Annotated in this window: 12 protein-coding genes; 11 read left to right on the forward strand and 1 reads right to left on the reverse strand. The window is 47.2% G+C overall.

The genetic code is table 11. From position 1 onward, the window contains the following. Positions 1-115 precede the first annotated feature (115 nt). The 9 genes from AC3ITG_RS04555 to AC3ITG_RS04595 all read left to right on the forward strand — a co-directional run bounded on the left by AC3ITG_RS04555 (position 116) and on the right by AC3ITG_RS04595 (position 10,411). Positions 116-991, forward strand: coding sequence for a radical SAM/SPASM domain-containing protein (locus AC3ITG_RS04555; protein WP_413375436.1), 876 nt, complete (start codon positions 116-118; stop codon positions 989-991). A 362-nt stretch (positions 992-1,353) separates the two neighbouring features. Further along, entirely contained in the window at positions 1,354-2,022 is a 669-nt protein-coding gene (locus AC3ITG_RS04560; RefSeq protein ID WP_489252944.1) for a pectate lyase, read from the forward strand. Between the two features lie 595 nt (positions 2,023-2,617). Beyond that, the gene (locus AC3ITG_RS04565) at positions 2,618-3,211 is read left to right on the forward strand and encodes an ECF transporter S component (RefSeq protein WP_053784146.1); all 594 of its coding nucleotides are present in this window, start codon (positions 2,618-2,620) and stop codon (positions 3,209-3,211) included. Next, positions 3,212-4,720 (forward strand): ABC transporter ATP-binding protein, encoded by a 1,509-nt coding sequence (locus tag AC3ITG_RS04570; protein WP_489252945.1) that lies wholly within the window; start codon positions 3,212-3,214, stop codon positions 4,718-4,720. After that, positions 4,695-5,489 (forward strand): energy-coupling factor transporter transmembrane component T family protein, encoded by a 795-nt coding sequence (locus AC3ITG_RS04575; protein ID WP_489252946.1) that lies wholly within the window; start codon positions 4,695-4,697, stop codon positions 5,487-5,489. The genes AC3ITG_RS04570 and AC3ITG_RS04575 overlap by 26 nt, the downstream gene beginning before the upstream one ends. 109 nt (positions 5,490-5,598) lie before the next feature. Beyond that, positions 5,599-7,887, forward strand: coding sequence for an outer membrane protein assembly factor BamB family protein (locus AC3ITG_RS04580; protein WP_489252947.1), 2,289 nt, complete (start codon positions 5,599-5,601; stop codon positions 7,885-7,887). Between the two features lie 131 nt (positions 7,888-8,018). Next, positions 8,019-8,837: a methionine ABC transporter ATP-binding protein gene (locus AC3ITG_RS04585; protein WP_413375448.1), complete on the forward strand. Its 819-nt coding sequence runs from the start codon at positions 8,019-8,021 to the stop codon at positions 8,835-8,837. Beyond that, entirely contained in the window at positions 8,827-9,495 is a 669-nt protein-coding gene (locus AC3ITG_RS04590) for a methionine ABC transporter permease (RefSeq protein WP_413375450.1), read from the forward strand. Before AC3ITG_RS04585 ends, AC3ITG_RS04590 begins: the two co-directional genes overlap by 11 nt. Before the next feature lie 76 nt (positions 9,496-9,571). Next, positions 9,572-10,411, forward strand: a complete 840-nt coding sequence (locus tag AC3ITG_RS04595) for a MetQ/NlpA family ABC transporter substrate-binding protein (protein ID WP_489252948.1) — start codon at positions 9,572-9,574, stop codon at positions 10,409-10,411. A gap of 125 nt (positions 10,412-10,536) precedes the next feature. Here the strand turns inward: AC3ITG_RS04595 and AC3ITG_RS04600 are convergent, their stop codons facing one another. Beyond that, positions 10,537-11,400 carry a helix-turn-helix transcriptional regulator gene (locus tag AC3ITG_RS04600; RefSeq protein WP_099855384.1) on the reverse strand — a complete coding sequence of 288 codons (864 nt, stop codon included), beginning with the start codon at positions 11,398-11,400 and terminating at the stop codon, positions 10,537-10,539. A gap of 142 nt (positions 11,401-11,542) precedes the next feature. On the opposite strand from AC3ITG_RS04600, the gene fabF reads away from it, so the two are divergent. Continuing rightward, positions 11,543-12,781 (forward strand): beta-ketoacyl-ACP synthase II, encoded by a 1,239-nt coding sequence (gene fabF, locus AC3ITG_RS04605; RefSeq protein ID WP_489252949.1) that lies wholly within the window; start codon positions 11,543-11,545, stop codon positions 12,779-12,781. 307 nt (positions 12,782-13,088) lie between these two features. Continuing rightward, entirely contained in the window at positions 13,089-13,508 is a 420-nt protein-coding gene (locus AC3ITG_RS04610; RefSeq protein WP_063566044.1) for a hypothetical protein, read from the forward strand. Positions 13,509-13,526 lie beyond the last annotated feature (18 nt).

Here is a 13,526-nt window from a genome sequence, read left to right on the forward strand (position 1 = left end):
CATGCTGTTTGATTTACCTCGGCTCCCGAACCCGATATAATAGTGGTGGCACATATGGGCCGGATCACAAATGAGGGTGGGACTGTTCTCCCTCTAGCAGAATGGGGACCCCGAGTTGAAAACGTTCAAGAAAGTATATATTGAGATCACAAGTATATGTAATCTGGCATGCAGCTTCTGTCCACAGACCAAACGTGCCAAAAATTTCATTGACCCTGAAGTCTTCAACAATATATTGGATCAGATCAAACCCCATACCAAACATATTTATTTACATGTCAAAGGTGAGCCGTTGCTTCATCCTAAAATTGATCTGTTACTGGATTCAGCGCATGAAAAGGGATTTAAGGTCAATATTACGACGAACGGTACGCTACTGCCCAAGACTCAACATAAACTGCTCGGCAAACCGGCACTGCGTCAAATGAACTTCTCTCTGCACAGCTTTGATGGTCACGAAGGGTCCACAGACCGTGAGGGCTATCTGGGCAATGTATTGTCATTTGTCCGGGAAGCAGTGAAGCACAATGTCATTATTTCATTCCGACTCTGGAATCTGACACAGGATAACTTCACGAATGCCCAGATGAACCGAAACCGGGAGACGCTGGAGGTTCTTGAACGGGAGTTCAATCTGGATTTCCGCATTGAGGAAAAGGTGATGCCGGGTAGCGGTGTCAAAATTGCCCCGAATGTGTATCTGAATCAGGATCATGAATTTCAGTGGCCGAGTTTGGATGCACCGGAAGATGACGGCAAAGGCTTCTGCCATGCGCTTCGTAGTCAGGCAGCCGTGCTTGTCGATGGAACTGTGGTTCCATGCTGTCTCGATGGTGAGGGTGTGATTAACTTGGGCAACGTTCATGAAAAATCGTTCTCGGAGATTGTGGATGGTGAACGAGCCAACAATCTGTTCTATGGTTTCTCCAAACGGGAAGCAGTGGAGGAATTATGTCGGAAGTGCGGATATCGTCAGCGGTTTGGCGCTTAAAGCGTAATTTAAAATAAAATGAGATTCAAAATAATAGAGATCACGTTGTCTGGAAACAGATGAAGTGGTCTTTCGTTTTTTTCTAGAACGATAAAGGAGCATATAGCCATAGATTACAAGTTGTAAAAGAAGCATACCCGAAGTTGAGATCGGCACATTACACAATGGAGTACGTGCAAAAAATGCCGAGGACACAGGCATAATGCTGTCGTATCTATATCTAAGCTAATGATTATTATCGTAACATTCCTTTTTTGGTAGGATCAGGGTAGGTTCCGAACCAGAGGTGCACCTCTATAGGTTCCTTGGGGACAAGCTTATGCTTGTACGCCAATTCATTAGAATAAGGGAGGATTTAAGTTATGAAAAAAATGTTGACGTTGTTGCTGTCCGCCGGTCTGGTCGCTTCATTATTCGGTGCAATTCCAGCTTTTGCTGCACCTACTGTTGTGAACTCAACGATTATTGTTACTAAGGGTGAAACTTTTGACGGCAAAGGCCAAACCTATGTAGCCAATCCTTCCACACTGGGAGATGGATCTCAAGCGGAAGATCAGAAGCCGGTATTTCGGTTGGAGGCAGGCGCGACACTCAAAAATGTGATTATCGGTTCACCTGCAGCTGACGGTGTTCATTGTTACGGTAACTGCACGATATCAAATGTGATTTGGGAGGATGTCGGCGAGGACGCTCTGACTCTGAAATCAGCAGGAACAGTTAACATTACTGGCGGGGCAGCTTACAAGGCCTATGATAAAGTATTTCAAATGAATGCAGCCGGAACGATCAACATTAAAAATTTCCGTGCAGACGACATTGGCAAGCTGGTGCGTCAGAATGGCGGAACAACCTTCGCCGTGAACATGACGCTCGACAACTCGGACATTTCCAATGTCAAAGATTCCATTATGCGTACGGATAGCAGTACATCGCAAGGGAAAATTACAAATACCCGTTACTCGAAAGTACCGACCTTGTTTAAAGGCTTTGCATCGGGCAAAACAAGTCAATCCGGGAATACACAATATTAAAAGCGGAGCGTACCTGCTTGCATGGAATGTTCCATTGATACGGAAATACACCAAAAGGTATCCTTCGGGAGGCCTTTTTGGTCATGTAGTTCTAAATATGGACTGCAAGAAATACAGCTTGAAGAAGAGGCATACCCCGCACAAATTGAACATATAGTTAATCACTCTTTCTTCTAGGTTAAACCGATTTTTCCTTATCGGGATTGTCACAAATACCCATGTGTTGTACAGTAGAAGCAATGAAATAAGTGAACCGGGTGCTCAATGAAGTTGGGCTGAGAGAGCGGCCTTGTGCTGCTGACCGTATATCTGATCTGGGTAATGCCAGCGTAGAGAACATGAATTTGCGATGAGCAATGGTAAGCGATAAGGGATAGATAATAAATGTCAGCGTTTCTTGGATGCAACGGGATTTTTTCTGATGTGACGGGGATGGTGTCGTTTGTTTTCTTCTTTCTCTATAACTGCCTAATGCGTAGCATCGTGAGAATTGTAAACTGTGCGTATGGCCTGCCTGTGAACCGGGGAGGCTTTTTTTGTTTGTTTTATTGTTTATTTTATAATTCAAGGGAAACAGAGGAAGGAAGTAGAGAACATGTCAACAGCAGTAGGCAGCAACAGATTGAAGTTAACCGATATTTTGGTAACAATTGTGATTGCAGTGGTATTTGGGGTGATCTACAAAATATGGGGACCTACATATGATCTGATGAAGCCATTCGGCGTTCATGCGGAGCAGATGATTTACGGCATGTGGTTCATGGCGGGAACCTTTGCCTTTGTAATCATTCGTAAGCCGGGTGTAGCCATTCTGGCTGAAGTTGCGGCATCAACGGTGAGTGCTTTTCTCGGAAGTGAGTGGGGCATGTCGACACTGGTGTATGGGCTGTTGCAAGGGCTGGGTGCAGAGATCTTCTTCGCCGCATTTCTGTATCGGAAAAGCAATCTGTTCGTCACCTGCCTTGCGGCTATTGGTGCAGCGGCGGCTTCACTTGTACTGGATTATCAGTACGGGTACATTGATTCCCTCTCGGCTTGGAACTACACGCTGTTTATCGGTTTCCGCTTCATTGGCAGTATTCTGATTGCGGGTGTATTCGCCTATTATCTTGCCAAAGCGTTGGAGCTTACAGGTGTAACACGATCTCTTAGACCGGTGTCGAAGCAGGATTATGAGGCGCTGGACTAGATGAATGAAGTGGGGAATGCGCAGGTGGTAGGTGTTACGAATCTAAGATGCAAGTTCCCGGGAGAGAAGGCCTTGGTGTTTCAAGGCTTGTCTCTCTCTGTGCGTCAAGGGGAGAAAGTGTTGTTGCTTGGACCAAGCGGCTCTGGCAAATCAACCTTGCTGCAAATTCTGAGCGGTCTGATTCCGCGATCTGTGGAGATTCCGATGAAATGTGATGATATTCAGGTGCCTGAGCAACCCGGCATTGTTTTTCAAGATCCGGATACCCAGTTCTGTATGTCATATACGGATGAAGAGATTGCTTTTGTATTAGAGAACCGGAATATTCCACGCGAGCAGATGCCTGCTCTTATCCATCAATACCTGGAACAGGTCGGGTTATGTTTTGAACATAATCGAACACTCATTCAATCCATGTCTCAGGGAATGAAGCAGCGTCTTGCGATGGCTTCGATTCTGGCCATGGAGCCAGACGTACTCTTTTTGGATGAACCAACGGCACTGCTGGATGATGAAGGAACCTCTCAGGTGTGGGAAACGGTGAAACAGATTGCACAGGACAAAACACTCATTATCGTAGAACATAAAATTAATGAAATTGTCGAGTGGGTAGACCGAATCATCGTATTGTCGCCTGAAGGAAATATTGTGGCAGATGGCCCGGCGAATCAAGTGTTTACAGATGAGCGGAATATGCTCAGGGAATACGGAATCTGGTATCCAGGGGTTTGGGAAGAACGAGGGCAGACGAAAGCACAGACGTTGGTCACAGGAGAGTTTATTCGTTATGGGGCAACAGAAACTGAAAGTATGGATAACAAGGAGGGGCGAGCTTCTGCGCTGCCCCAACCAGCCCTGGAAATGCAACAATTCACCGGATTGCGCGGAAAAACACCGTTCATTCAGGTGGAACAGGCCGAGGTATGGCACGGAGATTGGGTGGGGATTGTCGGGGCTAACGGAGCAGGTAAAAGTTCGTTATTGCTGTCCATGATGAATATTCTAAAAACGACAGGTCATTATGTTGTGGAAGGACAATCGGCCGGAAAAACCGAGCAGCTTGCAGATCACATCGCCTTTGTATTCCAGAATCCTGAATTCCAATTCGTGACGAATACGGTTCGGGATGAAGTGGGATTTTCCTTGCTGAGCGGAAAGCTAACTGCCGAAGAAAGAGGTATCCGAACCGATCATATGCTGGAGCAATTCGGACTGAGTGAGCTGTCCGGTAGGCATCCATACCAATTGTCGACGGGACAGAAACGACGGCTGAGTGTAGCATCAGCTCTGGTACGGGAACAGCGTATTCTGTTACTGGATGAACCTACCTTTGGACAGGATGCGCGGAATACCTTTGCCATGTTATCACAGCTGGAGCGGTTGCGGCGTGAAGGGACAGCCATTGTAATGGTTACACATGACCGGGAAATCGTGAAACGTTATTGCACCAGGATTTGGACGGTGGATGAGGGGAGGCTAACGGATGCAGCTCTCGTTTCCTCATCGTGAGACATGGCTTCACGCGGTGAATCCGGGGTTGAAAATGATTTTCCTGACAATGTTATTTGTCTTCGTCATTCTTGTTCACAACCTGAATGTTATGGCTAATGTGGCAGTCGTCATGCTGTTATTACTGGGCTGGACAGGTCACCCATGGCTCAGATTATTGCTGTATGCGTCTCCGTTCATTCTGGTATTTATATCAACTTCCACAGGTATGATCATGTTTGGTAAAGGCGAGACCACCTGGTTTCAGTGGGGATTGATTCATATTACCGAAGAGAGCTTCTATCGTGGGTTGCATCTGGGATTTCGTTCGCTAAGTATGGCGGCGGCTGGATTGTTATTCGGCCTGACGACCAAGCCTGTTCGTCTCTTTTATTCCCTCATGCAGCAGTGGAGGCTCCCACCCAAGTATGCCTATAGCTTTCTGGCGGCTATGCGTATGATTCCGATTTTGCTGGATGAATTCCAGACGCTGCGTTATGCCATCCGCATTCGGGGAACGAGGCAGCACGGTTCCCGCTGGAATGTATACGGCATACTGAAACGATATGCTATTCCACTACTTGCTCAGAGTATTCGCCGTGCGCAGCGTATGGCGGTGGCGATGGAAGCGAAAGGATTCAAGGAAGGCGGGAGCCGGACCTATTACATTCAAATCGGGTATTCCCGAGCGGATGTATGGTTTATGGGTTATTTTATCATCATGTTGACGGCTGCTTATATATTGGGAACCACACTCCCTTATAATTCAATGCTAGTGGATGTAAGGTGAGACTTGTAATTATTTTGTACCTTGTAAATATATTTGGGAGTAACAGTAACTTTTCCTTGTTCAAAACGTCTTTAATGGAAATAACTTCAAATAGATGAGGTGAACGAGTGTGAAGACAGGGTCGAAGTGGCAAAAGACGGGGTACCTATGGATCACTGTAACTGGAATATCGGCCGTGCTGCTTACGGGGTTCATGCTGCTGGATACGAATACGGAAACAAGGGCAGCACAGGGCTCCGGTTCGACAACTCAAGCCTTATCTGCACAAGCAAAAACGACTTATAAACCGGGAGATATTTTAAATTTGGAGGCAGGTATGCCCCTGTACACCCAAGTAATAGGTAACAAAGTGCCCGTTGATCTGATGGGAATACAGTACTACACTTCCAGCAATGAGAAAATTAAAGTACAAGCCGCTCGCGGCGAATGGATCAAATTCCAGGATTACAGCAGAGGTGAACTCTGGATTCCCGGCTGGTACGCATCCAAAGAAAGTCGAAGCCTAAAGACTGTAACTCCCCAAACGTTCAGTCTTCGTCCTGGAAGTAAGCTGTATCTGGCTCCTGGAAGTACGACAAGTTGGACTCCAAGCCCAACGCTCACAGACCAGGCGTTGATTGTTGCAGCGACGAAGGATTGGTACGGTTTGTCGATTGCCCCGCGCGTTTGGAATAAGGAATCATTCACCTATCGTCCTGCATTGCTTTGGGTTAAAGCACAGGCTGTTGAGCAGCAAGCCATTGTAGCGGATGGTTGGTTTCAACAGGATGCATCGCAGACGGCTTTGGCTGTACGCCATTTGACGGATATCATGCTGAACAAAAAAACAACCTCCAAACAAGTCGGAAAATGGCTCGGTGAACCGGATTGGAAAGAGAATTCAGCCAATTTGAATGACACCGGTTATACGATGAGTATTGGACAGACCTGGCGATATGAGCGAGCAGACGCCCAATTTTTGGTGATATTCAATAAGAACGGCAAACTTGCTAGAACACGCTGGAATATACCGCAAGATGATCGAAACAATGTGGTGTCTGATTGGAGCTTCGGTCGTTCGGATGAATATGAATTCACAACCAAAATCACAGGCAAATCATTGCCGATAACGCTACCTTGGAAACCAATATGGACAAATCAAGGGGATATCAACTATACCTTTTTGCAAGCAGCGACGGATGATGTGCTCCTGATGAAAGGGGATGACGGTGGATTTAGTGGGGGTTACTACGAAGGTTCCATATACGCCCTTAATCGTCATTCAGGCCAGAAACTATGGCAGATCAATTCAGGATATGGTGCGCAGCAAGCATATATAGATACCAACCGTGAAGCAGTTACGATTTATACAAGCTATGACCCTGACAAGAAAGAATACGTGGATCGTATACGCCATCTCCGGATGAAGGATGGAGAGGTCACTTGGGAGTACACCCCACAGAAACAAATCAGATTGAAAGGCATCACAGCTGCGAAGAACGTATTGATTGTAGATAAACCAGCTGCTGAAGGCTCAAGTAATGGGCGAATAACGGTACTGAACAGTGTGAACGGAAAAACGTTGTGGACGCGGAAGCTTAGTACAGGATATCAACTGTTGAACCAGAGTGCAGATGACCCTTATGTGTTATATTGGGAGCAAGATCAACTGGTTGCAGCCGATCCTCAGTCAGGTCGAACCATATGGAGCTTGAAATCCAAACGATCCACCATAGAACAACTTGTGAATGATCCATATTTTGACGGAGTCGAACGTCTTGATCCGTTTGCGCCAGCTCAGCCCGAACGCTGGATGTTACAAGGTCATCAGTGGGTACTACTTGATCTGAACACAGGCGCACAGCTGGCGAACTTCCCTGCTCGGGAAGGACAGAGATTCGAGGTGCTGAATGATGGCATGCTGTTGATCCGAGAGAACAAAAAAGGCGATCATTATGGAGAATTTTCGGATTTCACAACCACCCTGTACGATGCCAAGAGCGGGACAAAACGTTGGACGCTGAACGACAAGATCGAACGTGGATTTGTGGAGGAAGATCAATTATATGTAATCAAAAACGGATATCCGGCAGCCCTTGCATATGATACAGGAGAGACACGTTGGAATACACAAAACACGATTTTGTCACTTCGATACCCTACCAATCAGGGGAGTTACGTGGTGATTAAAGATCAGCTTTTGCTGCCGATGGGTGAGGATCTCCTAGTTATGGATAAAAATGACGGCACCTTGATCGGCCGTGTGCATGACGTTGTGATGGGAAACCCGGAACATCGTGATCGGGACGCGAAGAATGGAACCATGAATCGACTTGGAAATGAAGTCTATATTGGGTCGTCCAACGGACGGTTTAGTATATATGATGCAAGTGATTTGGACACAGATATCTTACGTTAAAGCTTGTTTCATGTCGAATGATGATTTATTATAAATAAACAGGATTGCTCGCGCTCCGGTTATCGGCTGTGCGGGCTTTCTTCATGTGTTCTTGAAGGACCATGTACGATCAATCGCAGGAGGAATCTCCCATGATTTCATTATACGGGGTAAGCAAGCGTTATAACGAGCGTGGTTCCCGTGCAGATCAGGGATTCGAGGCGCTAAGCTCGGTTTCCCTAGAAGTAGGCCAGGGAGAGATCCACGGCATTATCGGCTCCAGTGGTGCAGGGAAATCCACGCTTCTGCGCATGCTCAATGGATTGGAGAAGCCGGAAGACGGCGAAGTCATTGTGAATGGGCAGCATCTGACCCGGATGAGTGAGAGTAGTCTGCGGGAGGCACGGAGGTCCATTGGCATGATTTTTCAGCACTTCAATCTGGTCAGCAATCGAACCGTAAGTGGAAATGTCTGCATGCCTCTGGAACTTGCGGGCGTCTCCCGGACCGAGCGGGTTGCACGAGGACTTGAGGTATTGAGATTTGTCGGACTTGAAGATAAGGCCAACCAGTATCCTGCACAGTTAAGTGGAGGGCAAAAGCAACGTGTTGCCATCGCCAGAGCACTTGCCAGCCGCCCGGATGTGCTGCTCTGTGATGAACCAACATCTTCGCTTGATCCGCAGACCACGAGTGGAATTCTGGATGTGCTGCGTCATGTCAATGAAACGCTGGGGGTAACTATTGTACTCGTTACACATGAGATGGAGGTTGCCCGAAAGCTCTGCGACCGGATATCGGTGATGAAAGAGGGACGGATCATCAAAACGCTGTCGGAAGCGGAAGTACGCAGCATACCGGCACCGAAGCCTGATCTTCTAACATCATTGTTGATGGGCGAAGATGTATCCATGAGCGGACGAAATACCTCTCTTCATGGCGGTCAGGAGGACAATAACGATGATACCTGAGTCCATTGTGAAGTATCAGCATGAAATTTGGCAGGCCATCGGAGAGACGTTTGTCATGGTGGGGATCTCCATCACGGCGGCTGTGTTAATCGGGTTGCCTCTGGGTACACTGCTGTATCTGTTCAGAAAAGGGCAACGTTATCAGAATCGACCTCTGTTCACGATTCTGGGAAGTCTCGTCAACATCATTCGTTCCTTCCCGTTTCTGCTGCTAGTCGTATTTATGATTCCGTTCACACGTCTGATCGTTGGAACATCCATCGGGACGCTCGCGGCAACCGTGCCGCTCTCGGTCATCGCAATTGCTTATTACGCCAGACTGGTAGAACAGGCATTACTTGATGTCCCGAAAGGGGTGGTTGAAGCTGCTTCTTCCATGGGTGCATCGACCATACAGCTTGTGGTGAAATTCCTGTATGTGGAGGCTCGCTCAAGTCTTGTACTCGGCTTAACAACGGCAACCATCAGCTTTATCTCTTACTCTACGGTCATGGGTATTGTCGGTGGTGGCGGTGTTGGTGATTTTGCGATTCGTTACGGTTATCAGCGATTCGAGACGGAGATCATGGTATTTACGATTATCATTATGATTATCCTGGTACAGATGATCCAATTTACTGGCAGCAGACTGTCCCGCTGGCTCGATCGCAGATCCTGAAGAAGGACAAGCAGTGCAGAAAGATTGAATTACAGCATGAAAAATACAGATTACATGATGAAGGGGTTTATATCAGATGAAAGCAAAACTAATACTCATGCTGCTGGCAGTGACGATCGTAGCAGCCGGATGCGGCAAAAAAGAAGAAACACCTGCGGCGGAAGGAAATAAGGAAGGCACTCAAGCCGGACAAGAAGTGACGTTGAAAGTAGCTACTTTGATTCCGCCAATGACGGATGTGCTGGATATTGTGAAGCCATTGCTGAAAGAAGATGGTGTTAATCTGGAAGTTGTTGTACTTTCCGATAACGTTCAACCGAATACTGCACTGGCGAACAAAGAAGTAGACGCAAACTTCTTCCAGCACGTACCTTACATGAATCAGTACAATGAAGCAAATAACGCTAACTTGGTGGCTGTTCAACCGATCTACAATGCCATCTATGGAGCATATTCCAAAAAGGTTAAATCCATTGAAGAATTGCCTGAAGGTGCAACGGTAGCGATTGCAAACGATCCGTCCAACATTGGACGTTCGCTGGTGATGATGGAACAGAACGGCCTGATCAAGCTGAAAGAAGGCGTCGATTTTAATGCTACGCAAGCAGACATCACGGAAAACACGAAGAACTTCAAGTTCAAAGAAGTGGATCTGTTGATGCTAGCCCGCATGTTGGATGATGCGGATCTGGTTGCCATGACTCCAGCCTATGCGAGTCCGCTGGGGCTTACACCGAAGAAGGATGCGCTGTTCACTGAGAAGGATGATTCCCATTTTGCCATTACCTTGGTTGCCCGGGAAGATAACAAGGATTCGGAAGCCATTCAGAAGCTGGCGAAGCGTATGGCTGGTCCAGAAGTGAAAGCCTTCTTTGAAGAGAAGTATGCAGATATTGCAATCCCGGCGTTTAAATAACATCCGTTAATCAGCAACTGAAATGATTGTACAGATAGGATTCAGGACAAACATGAAGACCCAGGCCTCATTGCCTGGGTCTTTTTTTGTTAACTTGTATTACGGAGTAAAGGAGAAGAGCAGCATCAGCTTTTGTCAGAGTCAGGTTCTACCTTTGGCTCCATGAGGCGGATCAATTTACGCTCGGTAGCAGTGTCCGTTGCAGGTGTGTAGATACTGCACCGCAAATCGGCATTTCCCTGAACCTGAAGTGAGGTAAGATCAAAAAGCATTTTGCCAGCTTTGGAATGTCTAAATTCAATCAACACGTCCGGGGCGCTGCTAACACTGCTTTGTTTCCAAAGGGGTTGAAAATCGGGATATCTGTCCATCATGTCATCCAAAAACAAGTTATACCATTCATCATCGACATACTGACCGTAATAAGCTCGGAAAATAGCCAGGAATCCGCTAACAAAATCCTCCCAATTGACAGCCAGTCTCCGAAATTCCTTTCGTTCAAACAACAAGCTGATCATGTTCCGCTGTTCAGCAGGAATCTGTTCAAAGTCCATAAACACATGTCGCGCCGCGTCATTCCAACCAACAATGTGGCAGCGTCGGTCTGAGATGATTGTGGGACAATTGCGAAGTTCCTGTAATATTTTCTGCAAGGAGGGATGAATTTGGAGTGGCTTCTCATCCAGGATATGAAGTTCCGAATGGTAATCCAGACCAAGGGAAAACAAATACTTCCGTTCATCCGCTGTCAGCCTGAGAGCTGAGGCGATGTTATCCAATACGGAATGAGATACCTGAATATCTCGGCCCTGTTCAAGCCAGGTGTACCATGTTGTGCTCACACCTGCCAATTGGGATACTTCTTCTCTTCTTAATCCAGGCGTTCTTCGCCGGGAGCCCGCGGGTAATCCGACGGATTCCGGAGAGATTTTGGAACGCTGGTTTTTCAGAAAAGCGGACAGTGCTTGCAGCCTGACATCATGGTTCATTCCATCACCTTCGTTCCTGAGTTTATCATGGTAGTCATTATACTATTATAATTGACAACTTGTAATAGGATAATACGAATGGCAATATAAGTGCATAACTTAACTAAACAAGTATGGAAAGAGCACTAAAGGAGGATGTATTATGGAGCGTGTTGTTATTACAGGAATGGGGATTATCTCTCCTTTGGGGAATGATGTGCATACATTTTGGAATGGATTGGTGGAAGGGAAATCGGGAATTTCGCCAATTGAAGCGTTTGATACAACTTCCTATAAGACGAAGATAGCAGGGGCGGTCCGTGATTTTGACGGAGAAGAACGGTTTGGACGGAAGGAAGCACGGCGTATGGACCGGTTCGTGCAATTTGCTGTTGCGGCAGCAGATCAGGCTTTATCTGACTCCGGTCTCGTAATGGATAATGTGGACAGGGAGCGCGTTGGCGTGTATATCGGTTCCGGCATCGGCGGAATCCAGACCCTGATGGAACAAGGCAAACTCTTGTCTGAACGTGGGCCTGCAAGAGTCAGTCCAACACTGGTGCCCATGATGATATCCAATATGGCTGCGGCTATGGTGAGCATGAGATTTGGCTGTTGGGGACCCACTCTCTCGCCAGTGACAGCCTGTTCGATCGGCAACACCGCGATAGGTGAGGCTTTCCGGCTGATCCGTCACGGTGGAGCAGACGTGATTTTTGCTGGAGGGACGGAGGCAGCTGTCACCGAAGTATCACTGGCAAGCTTCGGTAATGCGACGGCGCTATCTACACGAAACGAAGCGTACGAAGGAGCGAGTCGACCATTTGATGCAGGCAGGGATGGTTTTGTCATGGCTGAGGGTGCAGGAGTCTTGGTTGTGGAGTCTTTGTCCCACGCCCTTGCGAGAGGTGCAAACATCCTTGCAGAGATCGTAGGTTATGGTGCCAGTTCAGACGCGTATCATATGGTAGCGACCCATCCGGAAGGGCGGGGTGCATACTTGGCCATGAAAGCCGCTCTGGCGGATGCACAGCTTCAGCCGTATGAGATTGATGTCATTAATGCTCATGCTACCAGTACGGAAGCGGGTGATCTTTCCGAGACACGAGCAATTAAGCAGCTGTTTGGTGCGGAAGCTTATCATATTCCGGTAACAGCAAACAAATCGATGACCGGACATATGCTGGGTGCGGCTGGTGGGGCGGAAGCCATATCGCTCATTCAAAGCTTGCGTAGCGGCATCATTCCACCGACAATCAATCAAGAGCAGAGCGATCCGGAATGTGATCTCGATTATGTACCCAACGTTGCAAGAGAAGCTGACCTGAAGATTGGCATGTCCAACTCATTTGGCTTCGGTGGTCATAATGCGGTCATTATTTTGCAGAAATATTCATCGTAAACTTACAGAGAGCAGTGACTGCCCTAGGGCGCACTGTTCTCTTTTTATTTGCTGTGGGAAGGCTGTTCCGGCTGCGAAAGTGCTATATAGGTCATTAGTTCGCTGGTTGCATGTAAACATGAGGAATGGCCCATGAATATGGTCGGGATATTCGTTAAAATGTTCAATAGGGGCACATATGTACGCATAATTGAATGGATAACGAAATAGGACGAAGTTTAAGTTTGGTCCGTTTTCCATGGTGGTATAGATATAAGGGCTGATAGAGGCTTCTTCTAACATAAAGCTATACATAGGAGGGTAAGCAGTGAATGTATGGATTACGGTGAAAAGTCTGGGTAAACGCAAGCCGGCACTTGCCAAACAGGCTGCCGAACTTCCGGAAACAACCGATACATTGAGACAGCTTATTAAGAACATGGTGGCTCAACAGCTCAAGGCTCTTCAGGACAAGAAGAATGAAGCAGAATGGCTTGCCTACCTGATGCCCGAGGACATTCAAGAGCAGGGAGCAGCAGGAAAAGTAGGCTTTGGCACGATATATAACGAAGGGGTTCCCGATGTAGAAGGCGCCATGGATACAGCTGTAACCGCATATGAAGATGGGTTATTTAAAGTGTTTCTCAATGAGGAAGAGTTGCAGGCACTGGATGAGCCGTTGATTTTAAAGGAAGACGATAACGTGGTATTTATTCGCTTTACAATGCTTGCCGGGCGTCTGTGGTAGAGAGTGACGAGGAGGAGA

Source organism: Paenibacillus sp. GL_099_B (assembly GCF_057835695.1).

Excerpts from the sequence above, each read along its gene's own strand:
- AC3ITG_RS04600 (WP_099855384.1), bottom strand. The coding sequence starts at position 11,400 with ATGAACCATGATGTCAGGCTGCAAGCACTGTCCGCTTTTCTGAAAAAC.
- AC3ITG_RS04565 (WP_053784146.1), top strand. The coding sequence starts at position 2,618 with ATGTCAACAGCAGTAGGCAGCAACAGATTGAAGTTAACCGATATTTTG.
- AC3ITG_RS04585 (WP_413375448.1), top strand. The coding sequence starts at position 8,019 with ATGATTTCATTATACGGGGTAAGCAAGCGTTATAACGAGCGTGGTTCC.
- AC3ITG_RS04595 (WP_489252948.1), top strand. The coding sequence starts at position 9,572 with ATGAAAGCAAAACTAATACTCATGCTGCTGGCAGTGACGATCGTAGCA.
- fabF (WP_489252949.1), top strand. The coding sequence starts at position 11,543 with ATGGAGCGTGTTGTTATTACAGGAATGGGGATTATCTCTCCTTTGGGG.
- AC3ITG_RS04590 (WP_413375450.1), top strand. The coding sequence starts at position 8,827 with ATGATACCTGAGTCCATTGTGAAGTATCAGCATGAAATTTGGCAGGCC.
- AC3ITG_RS04575 (WP_489252946.1), top strand. The coding sequence starts at position 4,695 with ATGCAGCTCTCGTTTCCTCATCGTGAGACATGGCTTCACGCGGTGAAT.
- AC3ITG_RS04560 (WP_489252944.1), top strand. The coding sequence starts at position 1,354 with ATGAAAAAAATGTTGACGTTGTTGCTGTCCGCCGGTCTGGTCGCTTCA.
- AC3ITG_RS04570 (WP_489252945.1), top strand. The coding sequence starts at position 3,212 with ATGAATGAAGTGGGGAATGCGCAGGTGGTAGGTGTTACGAATCTAAGA.